The organism is Sphingobacterium alimentarium (assembly GCF_004342685.1).
Lineage (GTDB): Bacteria > Bacteroidota > Bacteroidia > Sphingobacteriales > Sphingobacteriaceae > Sphingobacterium > Sphingobacterium alimentarium.
Map to the genome: position 1 here is coordinate 40,407 of NZ_SMBZ01000010.1, position 20,834 is coordinate 61,240.

At 37.2% G+C, this 20,834-nt stretch carries 21 protein-coding genes; 6 read left to right on the forward strand and 15 right to left on the reverse strand.

Annotated features, from left to right (window positions below; all coding sequences use genetic code 11):
• Positions 1–14 precede the first annotated feature (14 nt).
• On the forward strand, positions 15–221 hold the full coding sequence (locus EDC17_RS05460; protein ID WP_132777140.1) for a DUF6965 family protein: 207 nt from the start codon (positions 15–17) through the stop codon (positions 219–221).
• 56 nt (positions 222–277) lie between these two features.
• On the opposite strand, the gene EDC17_RS05465 is transcribed toward EDC17_RS05460, so the two are convergent.
• From EDC17_RS05465 to EDC17_RS05500, 8 genes are all read right to left on the reverse strand, one after another.
• Entirely contained in the window at positions 278–2,851 is a 2,574-nt protein-coding gene (locus EDC17_RS05465) for a BamA/TamA family outer membrane protein (protein WP_132777141.1), read from the reverse strand.
• 9 nt (positions 2,852–2,860) lie between these two features.
• The gene (locus EDC17_RS05470; protein WP_132777142.1) at positions 2,861–5,173 is read right to left on the reverse strand and encodes a hypothetical protein; all 2,313 of its coding nucleotides are present in this window, start codon (positions 5,171–5,173) and stop codon (positions 2,861–2,863) included.
• A 24-nt stretch (positions 5,174–5,197) separates the two neighbouring features.
• Positions 5,198–6,277, reverse strand: coding sequence for a metallophosphoesterase (locus EDC17_RS05475; RefSeq protein ID WP_132777143.1), 1,080 nt, complete (start codon positions 6,275–6,277; stop codon positions 5,198–5,200).
• Positions 6,277–7,158 carry an SdiA-regulated domain-containing protein gene (locus EDC17_RS05480; protein ID WP_132777144.1) on the reverse strand — a complete coding sequence of 294 codons (882 nt, stop codon included), beginning with the start codon at positions 7,156–7,158 and terminating at the stop codon, positions 6,277–6,279. Before EDC17_RS05480 ends, EDC17_RS05475 begins: the two co-directional genes overlap by 1 nt.
• Positions 7,159–7,166: 8 nt before the next feature.
• Complete coding sequence (locus EDC17_RS05485) at positions 7,167–8,318, reverse strand: Pycsar system effector family protein (RefSeq protein ID WP_317126034.1); 1,152 nt, start codon at positions 8,316–8,318, stop codon at positions 7,167–7,169.
• 198 nt (positions 8,319–8,516) lie between these two features.
• The gene (locus EDC17_RS05490; RefSeq protein WP_132777145.1) at positions 8,517–8,738 is read right to left on the reverse strand and encodes a VF530 family protein; all 222 of its coding nucleotides are present in this window, start codon (positions 8,736–8,738) and stop codon (positions 8,517–8,519) included.
• A gap of 179 nt (positions 8,739–8,917) precedes the next feature.
• Positions 8,918–10,549 (reverse strand): ABC-F family ATP-binding cassette domain-containing protein, encoded by a 1,632-nt coding sequence (locus EDC17_RS05495; protein ID WP_132777146.1) that lies wholly within the window; start codon positions 10,547–10,549, stop codon positions 8,918–8,920.
• Positions 10,550–10,675: 126 nt separating this feature from the next.
• On the reverse strand, positions 10,676–11,287 hold the full coding sequence (locus EDC17_RS05500; RefSeq protein ID WP_132777147.1) for a response regulator: 612 nt from the start codon (positions 11,285–11,287) through the stop codon (positions 10,676–10,678).
• Between the two features lie 314 nt (positions 11,288–11,601).
• Between EDC17_RS05500 and EDC17_RS05505 the strand changes: the two genes are divergently transcribed.
• Both EDC17_RS05505 and EDC17_RS05510 read left to right on the forward strand, forming a co-directional pair.
• Positions 11,602–12,852 carry a site-specific integrase gene (locus tag EDC17_RS05505; protein WP_132777148.1) on the forward strand — a complete coding sequence of 417 codons (1,251 nt, stop codon included), beginning with the start codon at positions 11,602–11,604 and terminating at the stop codon, positions 12,850–12,852.
• A gap of 85 nt (positions 12,853–12,937) precedes the next feature.
• Positions 12,938–13,747, forward strand: coding sequence for an LEM-3-like GIY-YIG domain-containing protein (locus tag EDC17_RS05510; protein ID WP_132777149.1), 810 nt, complete (start codon positions 12,938–12,940; stop codon positions 13,745–13,747).
• A gap of 3 nt (positions 13,748–13,750) precedes the next feature.
• On the opposite strand, the gene EDC17_RS05515 is transcribed toward EDC17_RS05510, so the two are convergent.
• From EDC17_RS05515 to EDC17_RS05525, 3 genes are all read right to left on the reverse strand, one after another.
• Positions 13,751–14,083, reverse strand: a complete 333-nt coding sequence (locus EDC17_RS05515) for a helix-turn-helix domain-containing protein (RefSeq protein ID WP_243646054.1) — start codon at positions 14,081–14,083, stop codon at positions 13,751–13,753.
• Positions 14,080–14,376 (reverse strand): helix-turn-helix domain-containing protein, encoded by a 297-nt coding sequence (locus EDC17_RS05520; RefSeq protein ID WP_132777150.1) that lies wholly within the window; start codon positions 14,374–14,376, stop codon positions 14,080–14,082. Before EDC17_RS05520 ends, EDC17_RS05515 begins: the two co-directional genes overlap by 4 nt.
• Before the next feature lie 100 nt (positions 14,377–14,476).
• Positions 14,477–14,857 (reverse strand): hypothetical protein, encoded by a 381-nt coding sequence (locus EDC17_RS05525; RefSeq protein WP_243646055.1) that lies wholly within the window; start codon positions 14,855–14,857, stop codon positions 14,477–14,479.
• Between the two features lie 775 nt (positions 14,858–15,632).
• On the opposite strand from EDC17_RS05525, the gene EDC17_RS05530 reads away from it, so the two are divergent.
• Positions 15,633–16,553: a gliding motility protein GldB-related protein gene (locus EDC17_RS05530; protein WP_132777152.1), complete on the forward strand. Its 921-nt coding sequence runs from the start codon at positions 15,633–15,635 to the stop codon at positions 16,551–16,553.
• Between the two features lie 84 nt (positions 16,554–16,637).
• Here EDC17_RS05530 and EDC17_RS05535 read toward each other — a convergent pair whose 3' ends face one another.
• From EDC17_RS05535 to EDC17_RS05550, 4 genes are all read right to left on the reverse strand, one after another.
• On the reverse strand, positions 16,638–16,952 hold the full coding sequence (locus EDC17_RS05535) for a DUF6922 domain-containing protein (protein ID WP_132777153.1): 315 nt from the start codon (positions 16,950–16,952) through the stop codon (positions 16,638–16,640).
• Between the two features lie 18 nt (positions 16,953–16,970).
• Positions 16,971–17,288 (reverse strand): DUF6922 domain-containing protein, encoded by a 318-nt coding sequence (locus EDC17_RS05540; protein ID WP_132777154.1) that lies wholly within the window; start codon positions 17,286–17,288, stop codon positions 16,971–16,973.
• A gap of 32 nt (positions 17,289–17,320) precedes the next feature.
• On the reverse strand, positions 17,321–18,010 hold the full coding sequence (locus EDC17_RS05545) for a nucleotidyl transferase AbiEii/AbiGii toxin family protein (RefSeq protein WP_132777155.1): 690 nt from the start codon (positions 18,008–18,010) through the stop codon (positions 17,321–17,323).
• 141 nt (positions 18,011–18,151) lie between these two features.
• The gene (locus EDC17_RS05550; RefSeq protein WP_132777156.1) at positions 18,152–18,565 is read right to left on the reverse strand and encodes a DUF3408 domain-containing protein; all 414 of its coding nucleotides are present in this window, start codon (positions 18,563–18,565) and stop codon (positions 18,152–18,154) included.
• Between the two features lie 513 nt (positions 18,566–19,078).
• Here EDC17_RS05550 and mobA point away from each other — a divergent pair.
• Both mobA and mobB read left to right on the forward strand, forming a co-directional pair.
• Positions 19,079–19,513, forward strand: a complete 435-nt coding sequence (gene mobA, locus EDC17_RS05555; RefSeq protein ID WP_132777157.1) for a conjugal transfer protein MobA — start codon at positions 19,079–19,081, stop codon at positions 19,511–19,513.
• Positions 19,514–19,517: 4 nt separating this feature from the next.
• Entirely contained in the window at positions 19,518–20,780 is a 1,263-nt protein-coding gene (gene mobB / locus EDC17_RS05560; protein ID WP_132777158.1) for a conjugal transfer protein MobB, read from the forward strand.
• Positions 20,781–20,834: the final 54 nt, after the last annotated feature.

Here is a 20,834-nt window from a genome sequence, read left to right on the forward strand (position 1 = left end):
ACATAGGAGGAAAAGTGACAAGAGAAGAATTAAAACAAGATTTATTAGGCAAGTCTTATCCCAACGAAGTACCCATCAGCGCCGACCAAGTGGTGGTAGATGTGTCCTTATTTCTACGTATTCAATTTATTGAATTGGACCAATGGGCAAAAGATATTACAAAATGCCCGGCATACGTCAGATTGATGAAATTTAAAGAAGCCGTTAAACTAATTAATTAGGTTCAATAGGTACAATAAAAAAAACCACTATACGCATAGTGGTTTTTTATTTGAGATTAAAAGGACATACCGATTCGGATATAAGGTAAGGTCGCTTCCTTACTGACACCGACGGCAGCCTGTATGATAAATAATTCCGCAGGAATAAAATAAATTCCTCCTCCATAGCCCATATGCCATGTTTCTGACTTTTCGCTGGTATGCCACACGCGACCAATATCATAGAAACCTAAGATGCCAAAAGTCGCTGGGAATAAGTAAGAATTAAAGGAGAGAAGCTTGACTCTGGTGTCGAAATTATTGTAAACAGCCGTTTTACCCGTAAATCGGTTGGAATTAAAACCCCGTAAACTGTTTTCTCCGCCAATACGCGCGTGTTGAAAAAAATAGGGGTTGCCCCATACAGCTTGCACACCCGACCTATTCGCAATCGTTACTGTACTGTCTGCAAATGTATGGTAAGCGGAGAAGCTACTTTCTAAAGAAGTATATTGTCTTTGTTCGCCCCCGATCTGTGACTGCCAATTTAATTTACTTTGAAAATAAATACCTTTTTTAGCAAAATCTTCTTGATCCCTGCTATCGTATTTTAATCCCAGAGATGCTCCTGTAAAGAATTTATTGCCATAAATATTTTCATCCGGATTTACTTGGTCATAATCTTCGAAGAAATTATCCTCATTATACTCACTTGAACTGTGGTAAAATTGCGACATATTGCCATACTGAATGCGGAATGCTGATGATATAGCTTTTTCCAATAGAATATGTGCGTTGACTACGTCATACCTATTCCGATAGTATTCGATGCCACGGCTTCTTCGGTGTTGAAATTCCGTTTCATTACCATAGCCAAAGAAATTGCTTTGATTGCGTGGTCCTAAAGAATTTAATCCAATTTTTAAATCTTGGTTATCAAATACTTCTTTAAATATTCCTTCGTAATCTAATATAAAGGATTGGCGACCAGTGAGATATCTGGCAGAGAATGTATGCTTTTCTGCAAAAGGGGATTTGCGAAATCCTTGGTTTTCGATTAAATAACCGAGCCCGATTATTAAACCCCGATCCACACCGTAATTAAGATTTACAAAGGCTCCTTTGCGATCGTATTTGTAATTATAATAATCGTAAGCGTGCACAGCAGAATCGTTTTTTAGACGATATTTTACTTTATTGTTTAAGGCTACGGCATTGGTTGTGGGATCTTTTGACTCATAAAGGAAAATTCGGTTTTGGTTCGGGAATTCGGCGCTATGTGCGTATTTATCAAATTTACTGCCTCCGATTATTCTTATTGTAATGTTGGATTTTTGATCTCCCGATAAGATATATTCATCCTCACCCGCAATCCCGTAGATACGTAATTCCTCAGTTTCCTCTGGGTAGAAAGTTCTTTTGTACAATCTTCTTCCTTCCGAGCCGTCTTTTTTCTTATTGCGTACTTCGACTTCGACCATACCTTGGGGCAACGTTCTTACATAAATAAACTCGTTTTTTTCGGAAAGCGGAATGTCCACTACCTTGGCTAAGGAATGATAGTAGCTCATGCCTGATTCCAACAATTCATTTCTCCTGGATTGGATATTCAGTTCTATATCATTGGCGCTTAGTACAGCGATGGTATCGGGCATGGCAAGCATCGCCTGATGAATCAGCGAATCTGTAAGGATAGTTTGGAAAGCTTTAATTCCTTGTTCCCAATCGGAGCTATCCAATTGATTTAAAAAATAACGATCAAAATGCCGTTGGTTAAAATTCCAATGTGAGACATTTCGGATTTTAGGTCCGAAGGGCTGCAAATGGGCTTTTAGCCATTGATAGGAAAGCAAGGTCGGAAATACGCCGGAAGTTTTGTAGTACACTTTATCCCGATCGCGAGGCACTGGCGAATAGAGTGTTTCGCCCTTATCTTTATTTGGTGACCAACGCCAATTATCCTCGTGCCGATCCCAGTCGCCCAACACAAAATCCAATAATCTTGCTTTCAACGTTAATTTTTGGTCTACTTGATCGTCATTGTCCTCTAGAGTTTTGCGAATAACCTTGGCTGTATTATCCGTTTTTTCGTCCTCATCGGGTGTGCGTGGCTCAAATATATAGGCTCTATTTTTGAATATCTCGCGGTATTCACCCAGCTGTGGGTCATCTTTTACATATACCAAATTGGGAACAGCATGAGGGATTTTTAACGCTTTATTAAATGTTGGGACAGTCAGAGCTCCAAAGGGATGCGCAATGGAAATTTGATCCTGCACAATGTCTTTCGCAATAGTCTGCCGCAGCGCAGGAGGGAGGCTCCGTTCGGGAAACTTCTGAATAGAACGTAAAACCCATTCTCTACCCGAAGCATCCTGCAAGCGTAAGGATTGGGTTTGCATACCACCACCTAATTTGATGACTTCGAGACCACCTTTCTCCGTAGATATATCCAATACACGCATTTTGACCGGCGTATTATACAGTTGGCGATAACTATCACCAAGCCAAAAACGATGAAATGCACCTACTTGGTCGTATTCTGACGCTATAATAGCCGTAATACTGTCCGTCTGTTGCGCCACAACAGGCAACGTTCCATTAGCAACAAGGAGAAAAAGAAGGCACAAGTGGAGTATGCATTTTTTCATAGATATAGATTATTTAACCTTAACGCGTATAGCTCGCAACTCGCTGACACCTTGCAATTCTTCCAAGGTATGAAATTCAAAGTTTTTCTCGATAAGTCCCATAGTAGCTATTTCATTAAGGTTGCCTACAATGGAAGATGTGATACTTTCATTGCTAAAAACAATGGCTATGGTATCAGGCTGCACAAGTCTTTCTTTGGTATTCTCGATTAGAGCTTTATCTATACGCTTTTTAATAATTTGATATCTGATATTATAACCTCCCTCCACATCAAAACGCTTTTCATCTTCACGAAAACTAATGCTGATTTTATCGGGATGCACAAATAATAGTTGTGTTGTCCGCAGCGCAATGGACAATTCCGCAGAAAGCTCCTTGGTCTTTTGAATGATGCGCACCATGGACAAAATCTGCTTTTTACGAATCTCATGGAGCATTTCTATCTTAAAAGTAGTCGTAGGTGTAATCGACTGACCTATATATCCATCATACTCAATGCCATCGGTGCGGATTGTTTCGAAATAGCTCGGAAAAATTTCTTGTATCTCCGTGTTCAGCACGTCGAATTCCTCTTTGATCGCGCGAGTCAATGTAGATAATGACTTTTCAAATGGATCATTGCCAGGTTCGATGATTTGTGCATTATGGTCTTCAATCTGACGGATAAGATGTTTCAAATCGTCGTCCATAACGCAGCTCGAACGCACTTGATCTAATAAAACTGGAATTTCGGTTTCTAAAAACTCCCGAATGCTGACAATATTTTTCTCAACCCCGTTATCCTTTACACAAGTGAATATTTTTTCTATGTACTCTCTAAAGCCAAGAAACACTGTTGTACCATCGCGTTGTGCTAGGTTATTGAGTAATTCTTGAATGTAGGACAGATGTTGAATAAGAACCTGTTTGTAAGATAAATTACGAATACGCGTGGAATCTTTGATATCTACCGCCCCGTAAATGGGGTACACATCTTTAAAGGCAATTTTTTCCAAAATCAATTTCGAATTTTCATCCTCGTTATTCATCTCACCCAAATACGAAACGGCGACTTCATTGAACCGCCATTGCAATGCAGGTTGAATGGATGTATAATTTTCTAAGATGATTTTGTTTAGCTGATTCTTCAGGAATGCAACAAAATCATTTGACAGCTGAGCAAAATGCGGTAAATAAGGTTTGAGTTTTAAAGCATCATTTTTATTGAAATTATTGTTTGAAGCATAAATTTCAATGAAACCTACAAAACGGTCTCTATGAAATAGGGGTAATCCTAAGTAATTGGTGATACCTTTTGATTTTAAAATATCTATAAAAACCTGATCATCTATATTCAGATCACTTTCAATTCCATACGTCCATATTATGGGTTTGCTCAGATAGGAGTAGATGCTGCACGAATTGCAGGCTTTCGAAAAGTTTAGGTATTGCCCTAATAAGATCGATTCTTTGGTATATTCACTTTCTGATATTGGAAATCCGCTGATTTCAAAGATGGGTAGAAAGAAATACTTAATATCATTTTTCCGGATGATGGATTTGAAAATATTATTTATTTCAATCTCTAATTCTTTTTTGTTTTTCAGATTGAAATTTTTAATAATATTTTGAATACGCCTCAAAATGAATTCTTTATCTCTGTTGATAAAATGGAGGATACTTATACCTTCAAATTTGAATTTTGTTAAATCCACTACAGAAAGGGCTTTAATTAGCAAATCCATGGAGTCGTATGCGTTCTCTTTTATCGCTTTCAGATCCAATTTCGGAAGCTTTCCCTCATACTGAATATCGACATATGAAAAATCTACCTGCAATTCGTAGTATTGGCTAAAACCTTCCCGTTTGGACTCGATAATATATTCCTTTTCTAACGTATTGATGCCGTAAAACCGTTCTAGAATATGGTAATACAATATCTTGTTTGTAATTATCTGATAATCTTGACTATCCTCAAGATCCAAGATTTCTAAATCTGAAGCCAATAGCTCCTGTAAAGAACTTGTACTGTAGATTAATTTATTAGGAATGGGTTCTGCAAAGGCGATATATTCATCACGAGAGGATTTTAAGCTACCCGATAAGTGCCCAAGAATTTCAAAAATTGCCTTTAATTCCTCTTCGGCGTGCGACAGATCTATGTTTGTTGGAGAATGGATTAAGTTTAATAATTCCTTTGCCAATATTTTAGCGCCATAAGGTGTATCCTCACTCAGGGCAGTTATTTTATCAATAATGGGCCGAAATGACGTCACTTGAGCTATGCCAGTGGCGTCAAGATTGAGATTTAAATTAATATTTTCGAACGGCTGCAAAATCATTATTCTGTTAATTATTTTAAAGTGCTAGTTGAGGTTGGGTAAATTAACTTCATAGCTCTTAGTAGTTTGGTTATTCAATACTGTATAGAAGGAAACAAGAAGTTGACCATTGTCTAGACAGTCAATGACACAAAATCCCTGTTTATTAGAAACAAATTGCTGTGTGGGATGCTTAGCGATATGTGAGCGTTTAGCTCCCGAACCGGTTACAATTTGAATGAAATTATTATCTTGAATCATTTGTAAGCCATGATCATGACCCGCCACAAAAATTAGATTCGAAAAATCTTTAGTGGCGCGCGTAATATCATTTATGAGCTCGCGATAAAGCGGATGTGTGGCATCTTCTGCCGAATAGAAAATGGTGGTCCGTATCAGGGGATACAATGACCCTAATACAGGCAACGGCAGATACATATTATTGTTTATTCGTGTCAACGGGAAAATATGGTCTTTCCAAGTGATATTTTTGCCGTGTTCACCATAGGAGCGCATAGGATGATGTGATAAAATAAGTACATGTTTGTCCTTATTTTGCTCTACTTCTTGCCTTATTACTTGTAAGAATTCTTGTCTAATTGAGCTGGAAAGGGCAGAATCGGGGTTGGAATGATGAGGGAATAACCAATACTCGCTATCATAAACAAGGATTCTAGCCGAATTCGTGACATCCTCAGCTATTACATCCGCTGATCCGGCTTTAGGTAGGAACCTTAGATTTTTTATACCTCTGCCTTTAATAAATTCTTCCTGTGCTTTTACCTTCTCCAGTCCCATACTTCGGGATTTATCCCAATCGTGGTTACCAGCCACGAATGTCACGGGGATATTCCGCTCGGTAAAGGGTAGGTATTGGGATTCTAATATGTCGATGCTTTCTTGGATTTCACTTCTGTCCAAAGCCATTCCGTAGGGATAGATATTGTCCCCTAGAAAGTATACGGATGATTTTTCGGGAATAATAAGTTCTACAGCCTTCTGTATAGCCGCTCTTTGGCCCGCATTGACCTCACCCGCATCACCGAATAATATTAATCGATGTTCTACCTCTTGGCCAAGAGCATTAAACCAAATAAAAAGAAATACAGGGAATAAGGCTCTCATTATTTTTGCATTTGAAATTTATATAAAGACGCGGAAGATGTGTTTCCCATTTCACTACTGATATATAAATGGCCTTCTTTACTTATAGCCATACCTTCGGGCTGCTCAAACTGGCTTCGTTTGAAAGGTATGACCTTTTTGATATGGAAATCCAAATCCGCAACGATCAAAACTTTGTCAATGGAAGATAGGATATACCATTCATTGCTATGCTGATTATAGGTTATGGCAGCAGGTTTTAGTTGAGTAGAAAGCGTGTTATCCAAAGACTTTAGCTGTTGCAGGTCTATCGCAAACGAACTCGGCGTATTTAACGAGCCGTCAGGTAGTACCCCAAACTTGTAGCCTGTCAGCGTAGCTTTGGATTTATCTACTTTGCATTCTTTACAAAGTATGAGCAGGCTATTATCTTTCGCTTGGTAGGCTAGAGATTCATATTCACCTTTCGGAACCACATTTTTTATAATCTTAACGCTGTTTTTATCTCGATTATGTTCAAATGGAAAATAATAGATATCACCATCACTTCTTAGCACATAGATATATTTTCCATCTGTTGCGATGCCTTCGTAATCTCCATTTTTGCCAAAAGTGAATTCGTCAACAACCTTTTCGGTCGACAAATCATATGTGAATACTTTGCCATCTTCATCCTGAATCGCATACAGTAAATTGGAGTTGTCTGGGTGAAATGTAATGCCAGATATTTCATCCAAATTAGAACTCAAATCGTATTTTTTGGAATTCGCTAAGTCATATACAAAATTAACCAAAAGGGCTGTCTGTTGGTTGGATTGTTGTTGTCCGTTACTGGCATTTTGGCAAGAATACAAGATGTGAATAAGTACAGCTATGAGTAGGGTGAAGATGATGTTTTTCATAATTCTTATTATTTACCTAAAACTACCGCTATGCTAAAAGCAAAAACAGATACAACTAATCCGATCATAAAAATGGTATATGCATAGCGCAGAAGCACATATTTACGACCCAAGGATACACCTTGAGAATATACATCTTTTGTCAACATTCCGTAAAGTAAATCACTGTTTTTCATTGTTCTATTCATTCCTTCTTCGTAGTCCGAGAAGCTTGATTTATAGAAATTTCCAAAGAACAATAAATTCACTTTTCTTCGTTCTACATTCTGTACATCGAAATGTCCATTAGGGATTTTTGGAATAGTCGCCAGAATAGCAAAAATCATCGTCAACACCACACTGACCATCAATAAAATCGTAGGTATGAGTAGATGGGTTTCATTATCGAGTCTTCGCAAAAGCACAGTCACTACAAGCGACAGTATAATGGAGTTTACAGTCAAGAGGATATTCGCTTTATTGTCGGCCATATCGCTCAATCGCTGGTTATTCGAAGAAGTGATTCGAAACATAGTTTCGATTCCCCGTCCTGGCTTTTTGGCCTCGCTGTTTTTATCCTTTGCTTTTTTATCTTCTTGAAGAAGATTTTGCAGATTTTCTTTTTTCTTTTCTTCCAATTTGTTTTTAGCGTAATCGGTATGGTAATTATGTTCTTCCAAAAGCTTTATAGTCATACTGCGCCATAGTCCTTTTCCTATTTTCTGCTTGTGTGTCGCTTCAATTTCCTGATGTATCAATTTGCTTTTCTCTTTAAAATCAGCGGTACCAAGATGAAACAAATCCGCATCACACAATATGGATTCCACCAAATTTGAAGGTGATTGAGGCATTTTGGTGGCTAGAATACAAGATTTGACGCGCTGAATAACAGCAGCAGACACATTTTCCTTAGACAAGAATTCCTCCGCAAAAACAGCACTTCTCGATTCATGTTCCTGACTTCCGCCATTGACATACCCTAAGTCATGAAAATAGGCAGCAGAAGTGACGATAAAATCTTCTTCTTCCGGAAGATTATAATGTCTTGACATCTCCTGGACAGCCTCTACCACACGAGCAGTATGATCGACACCGTGATAGCAATATGATGCTGAATCATGGGTATAAAAGCTTTGAATATAAGCCTTAATTTTTTGTAATATTTCGCTATAGGGTATCATATACTTATACTAATATTTGAAATGGAAAGATTTATTATAGGTTTCTTATGGTAGACCGTTAATATTATCCAATTTACAAATATTTATGCGAAAATAATCTTAAAACATGACTTGCATGTCATTGTATTTTCAAGATTATGAAGGGAAAAGGTAGGAGGGTAGCTCAGCGCAAAAGAGAATTAGATGCCGAATCACCTATTATTTATGGACCACCTGCAGGTAAAGTTGTTCAACTTTTGCACGGGCCCATGCTGTCTTACGTAAGAATGTAAGGGATGACTTGATAGAAGGATTTTCATTGAAACAACGGATATTTATTTCGCGTCCCAAATCTTCCCAACCACCGTAATGCGCTAGCAATTCTTCAAGTATGGTGTCCAATCTTTTGCCATGTAAAGGATTATTCTTTTGCTGTTCCATAGTACAAATATAAGATTTAATTATCGCGGGAGAGGGTGAAGTTCACCTAAGTTTTATCCTAGTATATAAAATTAACCTTCTCAGTCTTATAACAAGTATGCTCGTATAGTGGATGAAAAAAGAGTAGCAAAATTTATTTTACTACTCTTTTTGGAATATACTCTGAAAACTGAAATAGATTATTTTTCAATATCTTTCAGGTTGCTCATTTTTTTGTATTCTAAGAATCCTTTAATGTCTTCAAAATGTTCGCGAACGCGTTTATTTCCAAATTCAAAGACCTTTGTCACCAATCCATCTAAGAAATCACGGTCGTGAGAAACCAAGATTAATGTACCATCGAAATCTTGTAAGGCATCTTTGATAATATCTTTTGTTTTCATGTCCAAATGATTGGTCGGCTCATCCAGAATCAACACATTCACGGGCTCTAATAATAGTTTGATCATGGCTAGACGAGTACGCTCACCACCAGATAATACTTTTACTTTTTTGTTCATATCGTCACCGCTGAACATAAAAGCGCCAAGTAAATCTTTAATCTTAACACGGACATCACCGACAGCAATCTGATCGATTGTATCAAAAACCGTCAACTCACCATCCAAGAGAGATGCTTGGTTTTGTGCGAAGTAACCGATTTTGGCGTTGTGGCCGACTTTCAGCGTACCTTCAAAATCAATTTCGCCCATGATGGCTTTTATCATCGTCGATTTACCTTCACCATTTTTACCTACGAAGGCTAATTTTTGTCCACGTTCGATGACCATATTGGCTTTTTCAAATACCACATGATCGCCATAAGACTTCGAAAGATCTTCAACAATGACAGGATAATTGCCAGATCGAGGTGATGGAGGAAACTTCAGTCGTAAAGCCGAATTATCGACTTCGTCAATCTGAATGATTTCCAATTTCTCCAGCATCTTTACACGAGATTGTACTTGCAAAGTTTTGGAGTAGGTGCCCTTGAATCTATCGATAAATTCTTGATTCTCTGCGATGAATTTCTGCTGCTCTTCGTAAGCTTTGAGCTGGTGTGCACGACGGTCTTTTCGCAATTCCAAATAATGTGAATATTTGGCTTTGTAGTCGTAAATTTTGCCCATCGTCACCTCTATGGTACGATTGGTAATGTTGTCTACAAAAGCACGGTCATGGGATATCACAATTACAGCTTTGGCAGAATTCATTAAAAATTCCTCTAACCACTGTATACTTTCGATATCCATATGGTTGGTTGGCTCATCCAATAAGATAAGATCCGGTTTTTTGAGCAATATTTTGGCAAGCTCTATGCGCATACGCCAGCCACCCGAAAATTCGGATGTCGGACGAGTGAAATCACTACGGTCAAATCCCAATCCCTTCAGTACTTTCTCTACTTCTTCATCGTAATTTGTTTCTTCTATGGAATAGAATTTTTCACTCAATTCGGAAACGCGCTCTATCAACTTCATGTAATCGTCCGATTCATAATCCGTACGAATGGTGAGTTGCTCATTCAGCTGTTCCAATTCATCGCGCATCTGATAGACTTCGACAAATGCTTTCGAAGCTTCTTCAAATACCGATACATTATCTTCTGTCAAGAGATGCTGTGGAAGATAGGCGATCACCGCATCTTTTGGACCTGCAATATTTCCGGTGGTAGGTTTGCCGACACCAGCGATGATTTTCAACAGTGTGGATTTACCCGCACCATTTTTGCCCATCAGCGCAATTTTGTCATTCTCATTTATTGAAAAGGAAACTCCACTAAAAAGTGTTGTGCCTCCGAATGAAACGGAGACGTTATTTACATCAATCACAAATAATAATAATTAAAAGTGCAAAGATAAGATAATGTGGCAAATAATAGGAGAGAACAGACCATTTGCAACAAATATTTGCAAGGCTCCTTCTATTATGATGAGGATGCGTTATTGTTCTGGATTTTAGATACCGTTTGGTACGGTAATGTCCACATCCATATTGTAAAAATCGATTTTTTCTACTAATAACCTATAAAAAGAAGCGGTAGAATCGAGGTCCTCACCCAATTGCTGGCTGATGAATTCTAAAGAAGGGTGGGAGTTTGCCAGTTCAATAAGTTTTTTTTCGCGTTTTGTCAGTTGAGGAACCTTATTACCCATTACGGCTTTCATATCCAGCGCATGTTGAGTTGTATTGCAAAAGTACTGTTCACCTTGTATGACCTTGGCTATAGCGTCCAGCATTTCAGAGTTTTTAGCACCTTTTACAATATAACCATCGGCACCATTCTCAAGCAATAATGAAATATGTTCATAATCTTCAAACGAAGAAATACCAATAATTTTTATGGATGGGAAGTTGCTTTTGAGGTATTTACTGATTTCAAATCCGTTGAGATCAGGGAGATTAATATCTAACAATGCTACATCTATTTCCTCTAAGATAGTGGAATTCATTAGTGATTTGCCCGAGCTGTAAGTTTCGACGACCTCCACGCCGTCGTAGCCATGCAAGCCTAACTTTAGATTACAGACAACGATAGGGTGGTCCTCAATTATTATAACCTTTTTCATTAAGTAGATGTAGTTTGTATATCAATATTACAATAAAAAATCTTTTTATACAATAAATTTTCAGTAAAGATACATCAAAGATTAAAAACAGGAAAAACGGTTGTAAATAAAGGCTTTACAGCCGTTTTATGATTTTTTGGTAATGTGGTAAAAAGCAGGAAAAAGCAACAATTAGCAAAAGTAAGGTTACTAAAACGTTACTTTTAAACATCGGAAACAATCGATTCAAAATACTGTATTTCAGCTTTTTGCGTAATTCTTCATATTGTTCCGTGGCTCACATAAGTTTAATTTTATCATTAAGAATTGTGAGTATGGAAACGACAAAAAAATCAACATTTAAGGTGCTTTTCTACCTTAAAAAGAACGCCCCGAAGAAGAACGGAAAAGTTACGGTTATGTGCAGGGTTACCGTAAACGGTAAACAGTCAGCATTCAGTACCAAGTTGGATATTTCTGCATCAAATTGGGATTTGAAGTACGGCAGGGTTTTAGGTAAAAGCCGAGAAGCCCAGGACACAAACAGCAAACTTGACAAAATTCGTTCGGGTATCGAGGAATGTTATTCCAAAATCTTGAAAAACGAGGGGGCTGTAAACAGTGCTAAGCTTAAAAATGCTTTTCTTGGTATGGAAAGCGGAGAGCTTACCTTTTTCAAATTCTATGAACAGTTCCTGTCCGACTATGAAAAAAAGGTAAACAGCGGACTTCGGGTAAATGGCACATGCAGTAAATACAAAATACTTTTAAAACACCTGCGAAATTTTGCACTTACAAAATACGGTTATTCCGATGTGTCCTTTAACGACCTTACACCTTATTTTGTACAGGACTTTGATTATTATCTACGTGACGACCAAAGTTTAACACACAATACCATTTGGCTGTATATGATTGGATTTACCACGCTTTGCCGATTGGCAATGAGCAGAAAGCATCTTGCTTTTAATCCGTTCAGCGAGTATAAGAATACTAAAAAGGATAAAGACCGTGGTTATTTGTTGCGGAACGAGTTGGAACAGCTTGTAACATTCAACTGTGAGAAAAAGAAAGATGAGTTGGTTAAAGATCTGTTTGTTTTCAGTTGCTTTACAGGTCTTTCCTATTCGGATATGAAAGGACTTAAAAACAGCAATATTCAGGAGTTTTTTGACGGTAACCAGTGGATTATTGTACGCAGAAAAAAGACAGCTACATCGTCAAACGTGATGCTGTTGGATATTCCAAAAATGATTATTGAGAAATATGTAGGATTTTCAAAGGACGGCAAGGTTTTTCCTGTTCCGTCTAACAGCTACTGCAACGATAGATTAAGTGCAATATCCCAACAAATCGACTGCTTGAAAGAAAAGAAAGTAACCTTTCATTTGGCACGCCATACGTTTGCCACCTTGTTTTTGAGCGAGGGCGTTCCGTTGGAGAGTTTGAGCAAGATGTTAGGGCATAAGAATATTGCCACCACACAGATTTACGCCAAGATACTCAACGAGAAAGTCGGAAAGGATATGCAAAAGGTTTCACATAAATTTAAGGGTATGGAACGCTCTTTTGTTTCGCAACTCTGAAACCAATTTAAAGCGATTAAAGAAAGGCAATGCAAGAAACTGCATTGCCTTTTTTGTATTTTTGAAGTCAATAAAACAACAAAATATGATTGAACAATTTTCACAAAAGGCACAAGAAGAATTAAAATCTTATGTTTATATTCTAATAGACCCACGAGATAATAAAATATTCTATGTTGGAAAAGGTTATGGGAATCGTGTTTTTTTTCATATTAATGAAGCGATATTCAACCCAAGCGGAACTGAAAAATTAGAGATTATTAGAGCGATTAAATTAGAAAATCTAAAAGTAAAACACTTTATAGTTAGACACGGATTAGAAGAAAATGAAGCGCTAATAGTTGAATCTGTTTTAATTGATTTTTTAACTTTTAAGGATTTTGCGGAGATTGCGAAAATTTCAAATATTGTTGCAGGACATTATTCATTTAATCAAGGTATTAAAACTGTTAATGAGTGTGAAATACTTTACAATTGTGAAGTATTAAAAAACGAAGATATTAAGCATAACATTTTAGTAATCAATATAAACAAAACATACGATAATAAACGAAAAAAGAAAAGTGAGAACCCTATTTATGACAGACCAAACATTTATGAGGCAACCAGAGGTTGGTGGGTATTAGACAGAAACAGAGCAGAAAATTCAGATTTTGTTTTGGCAGAATATAAAGGCGTAATAAGAGCGGTATTTAAACCTGAAAAATGGGTTCAAGATATTGAAAATAGAGGTGTAAAAAGATGGGGCTTTGAAGGTTCAAAAGTTACTTCAAAAGAAATTCTTGATATATATATGAATAAAGAAGTTCCTAAAATTAGAGGAATGGCAAATCCAATTCGTTATTTTGAAAAAATACTCGTCACCAACAAGGGGTTTGCAAATGACGAGGTTTAATCGCTAATGCTGATAATTATCTTCCAATACTTTTACAATATCACTTTCACGGAAAAGAATTTTCCTTTCGAGCTTGATAAAAGGTATCAGTCCGTCATCCCTGTACTGTTGCAACGTTCGTTTGCTGATGTGTAACATCTCGCAAACCTGTTCGCCTGATAGGTATATTTCCCCTTTTAGTAATGGGCGGAAATATTCTCTGATATACAACAGTTCATTTTTTATGCCTACCACAGCTTCGAGCAAGGCAAGCATATCTTCGTTTGAATTTCCAATCTGTTTCATCTGTTCTTTTATTTGTTTTTTAATGGTCAGATGGAGCCTTTCAGGGTTCATTTCTTTTGCTTTTTTAATGGTCGCTCTCCCTGCATAAGTAACTCCACTTCGGATAATCTGAAATAAGTTTTCCGATTGATTTGCGTTGCCCTGAGAATGCCTTTCGCTCTGTATGTCTGCAAGGTTCTTTTGCTGATATTGAGGAGTTGGCAGGCTTCCTGCTGGTCGAGCCATTTCGTTGCCTGTTGCAATGCTTTGTAGGGTGCAGTGATTTCCTCAATCATATTGGAAACTTCCTTTACTTCCTTGTGCAATGCTTTCAAAATCTGAATGTCTAAAACTGTTATTTCCATATCTGCATCATTTAAACCTCGAAAATAAAAGCTATTCACATAGATCATTGTATTGTTGTAGTCAAAGGTTGCATTTGGCGTTCAGATGCTAAATACTCGACTATAATCCCAACTTTGGTTTCTTGTTTTTTTGGTAAGTCTGTTGCATTTTGTTTGATTTGTCCATTTTTAGAGCAGGCTTCTTATTGGTCTGCACGGTTTGACTTTTTTCATCGCTTTTGAAATCCGAATGTATAACTGTTTTTGTCGCACCTATTATGCTTTCAGGTTCGGCAGTCTGTTTTTGTTGTTCAGTACGTTTGCCCCCAAAGAGCCTTCCCAGTCCCAGACCTTTTGTGTGCATGAATTGACGCCTTAAGTTGGCTATGAAATTGGAAATCGGGTCGCTGTTCTTATCGACCTGCATAAAAGGTGTGTTCTTTTTTTGCTCGGATTGTTCTTTATCTTTCCGCTCTTTGTCGGTAATTACTTTTTGTGCCATAGATTCAAAATTTCCCCCAATGTAAGCCATAATAGATTACTTCTTTTACCTTTGGCATTCAGTGGCAGTTTTTGGCGTTCATTGGCATTACAAATGCATTTTAATCCTCAAAACACTTTAATTTTTCACGCCTATTTCCACTGCACATTAAAGAGTTTTGGACGGATAGGGAAAAGCATAACAAAAATATCCACCGCTTCTTAGCTGAACATATTTTCTGTTATCCTTTCTGTGGCTTTCAGAGCCACTAGGATTTAAACAGGTATTAATCCGCTTTTCATAAGCGGAGAGATTGTAGTGAAGATATTTCCAAACAAAACGGATAAAAAGGCAGCTAAGTTGGAATGGGCAACCCCACGCACTAGCCACCCAAAAGCTTACGGCATAATGAAAAAGAAAACATCAAATTCTTTTTTCTTTTTCACCCTTCGGGACTTATTCCGTTTCCTTTTGGTTCTGCATTGCCCATTCTGTTTATCTGCTTTCTTTTTTTTCTCTTTTTTTGTTTTGGAAATATTTTTTTAGAGGGTTTTACGGGTATATACAATCAGTTGAGATGCACAATACGACATGTGTTCCTGAAGGATATGTCGTGACTTCTTTTTCTTGTATAAGTTGCGGAGCAAGAAAAAGAAGCAAAAAGAACACCGCTTTATTGATTTTGGATTTTATATATTTCCTAAATTTGTTGTGTCATTGACGAGTGCATAAGCATAAAATAAATACGTAATGCCTGTATTTTTGAGTCACCTGTCGTTTTACTAAAACAAACTGCATGAAAAAATTAAATTATATTTTATTAATTCTACTACTTACTTCTTGTTATTCACAAAAAAATCAAAAAGCATCCAAAGAAAATTTAAGAATTATTGATATCGGCACAAGCCAACTTTCGATTCTTAATAAATTTAAAAACTCTAATTTACTTGAAAGAAATCAGGTTCTCCTCGACTCAATTTATAAGCCAAATAAAAAGTTTTGGAATGGTTATCTCGGAGATGAAGAAGTATTTTTAGATTGGATTAATGAAAAAGGAATTAATCAGATTGATAGTTGGAATAAAAGTTCGCAAATTATAAACCCTGACCTTTTGACTTCAAAATTAAATGAAACTGCAATTGCAATGTATAAATTTACAGGTCACTTTGCAAAAGGTGAATGGAATATACTATATGGTCCCGCCTGGGCAGATTTAGGTGGTTTTGATGATGGAACTATGTTAATTGATTTAGCACATAAATCAAACAAAAATGCGGAGAGAATCATCAGGCTTTATCCACACGAATTAAATCATCAAATTTACTCTAATACATTAAAAACACAGGGAAATACAGTCTTGCATAGAATCATAGACGAAGGTTTTGCTACTTATGTCAGTTACCTCTATCACAGAAAAAAATATTCTATTGCCCAAGAACTGATGTACTCAGAAGAAGACTATCGATTTTGTACCGAAAATGAAAATGAACTTTTGAGTTTGTTAAAAGAAAATTATTACAAAGAAGACGAATCGTTGAGCAGGAAATTTGCTGATAGAGGTTATAAATTTAAAGAGAACTATCCCGATGCAATCGGATATTATTTAGGATTCCGAATAATTGAAGAATTTATAAAACAAAACGGGAAAGATTCGTGGAGAAAAATATATGTAATGGAACCTCTTGAAGTGTTAAACAAAAGTAAAATATTGAAGTGAAAAACGACAGATGATAAGGCTTTGTTGATTTTGTGCAGAACAGTGGTAGAAACAATCTGGAACTAACAGATATTTTTTGAGGATTTATATCCAATGGTAAGGTTTATCCTTACGATTCAGGTAACAGTACATTTCTTCCTTTTTGAGTTCAGGGAAGAACCTCAAAGCCTTTTCAATGGCGTAATTAGGTAAGAAGTAGATTTCGTCACGGATAGCCGTAATTACTTTGTCATGACCATAAAAACGAATCAGTTCATCAATTTCATTCTGTCCGCCACGCTCTATGATACGGGCAATAATAGTCTTATAGGCTTTCCTAAAGTCCATTGCTTCAATGTCGAAATCCCAAAAAAACACACGGTCAAAATCTGGAGCAACCTTGTTGTTTTTTTTATCCATAGTGATCCATCCATTAATTTATATCCAATGGTAAGGCTTGTCCTTACGGTTCAGGTAACAGTACATTTCTTCTTTTTTTAATTCTGGAAAGAATTTTAAAGCGTCTTCAATTGCGTAATTTGGAAGAAAGTGGATTTCGTCACGAACCGCTGTAATAACTTTTTTATATCCATAGAAGCGGACAATCTCATCAATTTCATCCTGTCCGCCACGTTCTATAATTCGTGCGATGACAGACAGATAGGCTTTTTGCCAATCCAGTTTATCTACATTGGTGTCCCAAAAGAATTTGGGATGCAGATTAGGTTTCAGGATACCTTTTATTGCCTTTTCCATACTATAAATTTAATGATTTTTATCGAATTGAACTACAATCCCCGACCTTTTTTAGGAGGGTTATTTCTATTTTTCAGCTTTGGTATTGTTCCAAATTGCAATTCTGGGTTAGCTACGGCTTTCGATAATCGCCCGGATATTTTTTCCCAATTTTTCTCTTTCCCTTTAATCATCGATACGTCATATTCCTTTTCGATATTTCCAAAATAAGATAGCGCATGAGCTGCCCAATAAACGTTTCCTGAATACTTCTTCTCATAAGCTTGGAGATAATGCTTTAGTGTTTTTTCATTGAGAAGAAAATACATATCTACAAAATCTTTTAATCTTTTTCCGCTCTGAAAAACAGCATGGATTTTCATTGCACCTATATCATCATTGGAAATCATCCTGACTCCGTCTTTTTCTTCTACGGGATTTAACAGCGGATACTTGTGGGTGATCAGATCAACTTTTATATCGTTGATATAGGTAAGTACCGTATTATTATCAAGTCTGCTCTGTTTTAGTTCAGCACCATATGCATCGTGTAAATACCTAATCATTGTTCTTGAATCAAAATCTTTGGTAGTGAACAGGTCTATATCAATACTTAATCGATGCCCCAATCGTAAAGCGAGTGCAGTTCCACCGACCAGTACAAAATCTTTCAACATTTCATCTTTCATCAGCTTTTGGAGAAGTTCCCACATCTCACTGCTTACTGTTTCTTTGTATAACATAATTTTTCGTTTTTCGGGAATTTAATCCCGAAAACGAAGCCTTTGCCCAAAGTGGCAGTCAGTGGCACTGTTTGGCTTTCATTGTCTACTTTGTACCTGTTTTTACTCCGATCGGTCGAATAGATAAGGCTGAATAACCGTCTAAAAAATAGGTTTGTTCTTTTCGTTGAAGCTTTCTGTTATCTGCTGTTCAAATTCCCCGAAATGATGATCCAGTAAATTACTTAGATACGCATAGATGGTAATGTTGTCATCCCCGATAACCTGAATGATACGTGAGAGCTTTTTATGGTGGTCGGGATTGATATAGACCGATTTCCCATGCCGTGCGGTGCTTTTCACTTCCCTGAAGAATATTTCTTCGTATTCAGCCGTGCTGATTCCTTTGGTACGGCTACGCTCTCTTTTGACAGGTTTTTCTTTTTCGGACTGTTCAATGGGTTTTTCTTCCTCGGGAATATTAAAACCTTCCTTTCTTACCCCATCGACCATTAGGTTCATTAACGCATTTTCATCCAGATCGGGCGTTACTTTTTTTTCTTTGTCTCTGTCCATGATTTTTATGTTTATGTGTCTGTAAATTTTGTTGCCCGTTCTCAAATAATATTGTGCAAATGCAATTTTTATTGTCTTAGCTCCTGTGTGTCAAAGCATCGGCTACCATTACAGTGCATTGCACTACTGCTTGTCTTTTTAACCATTGGGAGCAACGTAATGCCGTTCTTGCGTTTTGCTGACTGTGCAGTTTGTTTATCGACGGGACAAATAAAAGGAGATATGTGCCAACTAAAAAAAAGTGGCACTCAAAGGCACTATTTGGCGTTCATTGTCCAGATTGTAAATAGCTGTTATTCAAATACTCTTGTCGAAATTTGTATTTAAAGCGACTGATTTTTTCAGCTAACTCCAATCCGTTTGCAGAACGGATTTTTCTGAACCCCTGTTCAGAGCAAGTTATCTCTTGAGGTCCTCGAAATGAATTTCGGCACCTCAAAAGCACTTGCCCTTGCAGGGGGCTAGAAACGGCTCCGAAGTCGCACGTTTATTAAAAATTAAAAATGGATTACTATGGAAGAGATAAATAGAAAACAGATTAGAAAAACAGGAAGAAAACCAAAGAATGACCCTGCCGTCAATCGATATTCCATTAACCTAAATGCAGAAGATAATGCAAAGTTTCTTGCACTTTTTGACCAATCAGAAATGAAAGTAATTGCTCATTTTATCACAGCTTGCATCTTTCAGAAGACGGTAAAGACCGTCAAAATTGATATGAATGCGGTGGAATATCACGAAAAATTGACTCGATTTTTTAACCAATTCCGAGCAATCGGAACAAATTATAATCAGATTGTGAAGATATTGTACCGCAATTTTTCAGAGAAAAAAGCAGGAACATACCTTTTTAAATTGGAAAAAGAAACCATAGAATTGGTAAAAATCACGAAAGAAGTCATCCGTTTGACACAGGAATTTGAAGAGAAGTATCTGAAAAAAGAGTAAAAATATGATTGCAAAAATTGGAAAGGGAAGCAATATGTACGGAGCAATTCTTTACAATCAGCAGAAAGTGGACAAGGAAAACGGAACGGTTTTGTTACTGAACAAGATACCCGACACGGTGGACGGCAGGTATTCTGTAGCCTATTTTAATAAATGCTTTGAGCCGTATCTGTCTGCAAATATTAAAACTGAAAAGACGGTACGGCATATATCGCTGAACCCAGATCCTGCGGATAAGGTCAGCGATGAACAGTTTGCCGAAATGGCACAGGAATATATGGAGCGTATGGGTTATAGCAATCAACCTTATATTGTTTTCAAACATACGGACATTGACCGGACGCACATTCATATCGTTTCAACCTGCGTAGGTATTGACGGCAGGAAAATCCCCGATGATTACGACCATCCACGCTCAATGGCAATCTGTCGGGATTTGGAACAGAAATATAATATGAAAAAGGCAACTGAACAAGAGCAGAAACAAGCCAATAAAGTTTTCAAGCCCGTAAATCATAAAAATGGCGACATAAAAAGTCAGATTGCTTCGGTAGTACGGCATCTACCAAAGTATTATAACTTTTCGACTATGGGTAGTTACAATGCTTTACTATCACTTTTCAACATCACAGCGGAAGAAGTCACAGGCGAGCGCAACGGTCAGACCGTAAACGGTTTGGTTTATGTGGCATTGGACGAGAACGGAAACAAGGTAAGCAATCCGTTCAAAGCATCACTTTTCGGGAAAGATGCAGGCGTTGCACATCTACAAAAACACTTTGAGCAGTCCAAAGAGAAAATGAAAGCCAACCCTGCAAGGTCTGTTCTAAAAAATACGGTGGAGCTTGCCATACATACCACAAGCAACGAAACAGATTTTAAAAAGCAGTTGACCGAGCAGGGTATTAATACAGTTGTAAGACGTAATAGTGAAGGACGAATTTACGGTATGACCTTTATTGACCACGTAAGCCGTAGCGTTTGGAATGCTTCGGCTTTAGACAGAAACCTATCGGCAAATATATTTAACGATTGGTGGAACAATGGAAATAAACCCAAATTGAAGATACAAGATAACCCTGTTTCTAAGGCAAATGAAATAGACAACCTACCGACAAAAGACCTTTTTGAGTTTCTCTCACAGGAACATTCGCCTAATACCGATTTGGGATTGTTTAGCCTGTTATCCGATGTACTGGGCGAGGATTACGAAGAAGAACAGTTTGCTAATCGGATGAAGAAAAAGAAGAAAGGGAGAAGGTTATGAAAGACTTTCATTCCAATTCTTACATGATGTTTAGAGGGAGTAAAGCATTTATTG

Coding starts and splice junctions, on each gene's coding strand:
- EDC17_RS05545 (WP_132777155.1), bottom strand. CDS start 18,010: ATGTTATACAAAGAAACAGTAAGCAGTGAGATGTGGGAACTTCTCCAA.
- EDC17_RS05510 (WP_132777149.1), top strand. CDS start 12,938: ATGATTGAACAATTTTCACAAAAGGCACAAGAAGAATTAAAATCTTAT.
- EDC17_RS05520 (WP_132777150.1), bottom strand. CDS start 14,376: ATGGAAATAACAGTTTTAGACATTCAGATTTTGAAAGCATTGCACAAG.
- EDC17_RS05490 (WP_132777145.1), bottom strand. CDS start 8,738: ATGGAACAGCAAAAGAATAATCCTTTACATGGCAAAAGATTGGACACC.
- EDC17_RS05480 (WP_132777144.1), bottom strand. CDS start 7,158: ATGAAAAACATCATCTTCACCCTACTCATAGCTGTACTTATTCACATC.
- EDC17_RS05530 (WP_132777152.1), top strand. CDS start 15,633: ATGAAAAAATTAAATTATATTTTATTAATTCTACTACTTACTTCTTGT.
- EDC17_RS05505 (WP_132777148.1), top strand. CDS start 11,602: ATGGAAACGACAAAAAAATCAACATTTAAGGTGCTTTTCTACCTTAAA.
- EDC17_RS05535 (WP_132777153.1), bottom strand. CDS start 16,952: ATGGATAAAAAAAACAACAAGGTTGCTCCAGATTTTGACCGTGTGTTT.
- EDC17_RS05465 (WP_132777141.1), bottom strand. CDS start 2,851: ATGAAAAAATGCATACTCCACTTGTGCCTTCTTTTTCTCCTTGTTGCT.
- EDC17_RS05515 (WP_243646054.1), bottom strand. CDS start 14,083: ATGAACCCTGAAAGGCTCCATCTGACCATTAAAAAACAAATAAAAGAA.
- EDC17_RS05500 (WP_132777147.1), bottom strand. CDS start 11,287: ATGAAAAAGGTTATAATAATTGAGGACCACCCTATCGTTGTCTGTAAT.
- mobA (WP_132777157.1), top strand. CDS start 19,079: ATGGAAGAGATAAATAGAAAACAGATTAGAAAAACAGGAAGAAAACCA.
- EDC17_RS05485 (WP_317126034.1), bottom strand. CDS start 8,318: ATGATACCCTATAGCGAAATATTACAAAAAATTAAGGCTTATATTCAA.
- mobB (WP_132777158.1), top strand. CDS start 19,518: ATGATTGCAAAAATTGGAAAGGGAAGCAATATGTACGGAGCAATTCTT.
- EDC17_RS05470 (WP_132777142.1), bottom strand. CDS start 5,173: ATGATTTTGCAGCCGTTCGAAAATATTAATTTAAATCTCAATCTTGAC.
- EDC17_RS05475 (WP_132777143.1), bottom strand. CDS start 6,277: ATGAGAGCCTTATTCCCTGTATTTCTTTTTATTTGGTTTAATGCTCTT.
- EDC17_RS05540 (WP_132777154.1), bottom strand. CDS start 17,288: ATGGAAAAGGCAATAAAAGGTATCCTGAAACCTAATCTGCATCCCAAA.
- EDC17_RS05550 (WP_132777156.1), bottom strand. CDS start 18,565: ATGGACAGAGACAAAGAAAAAAAAGTAACGCCCGATCTGGATGAAAAT.
- EDC17_RS05525 (WP_243646055.1), bottom strand. CDS start 14,857: ATGGCACAAAAAGTAATTACCGACAAAGAGCGGAAAGATAAAGAACAA.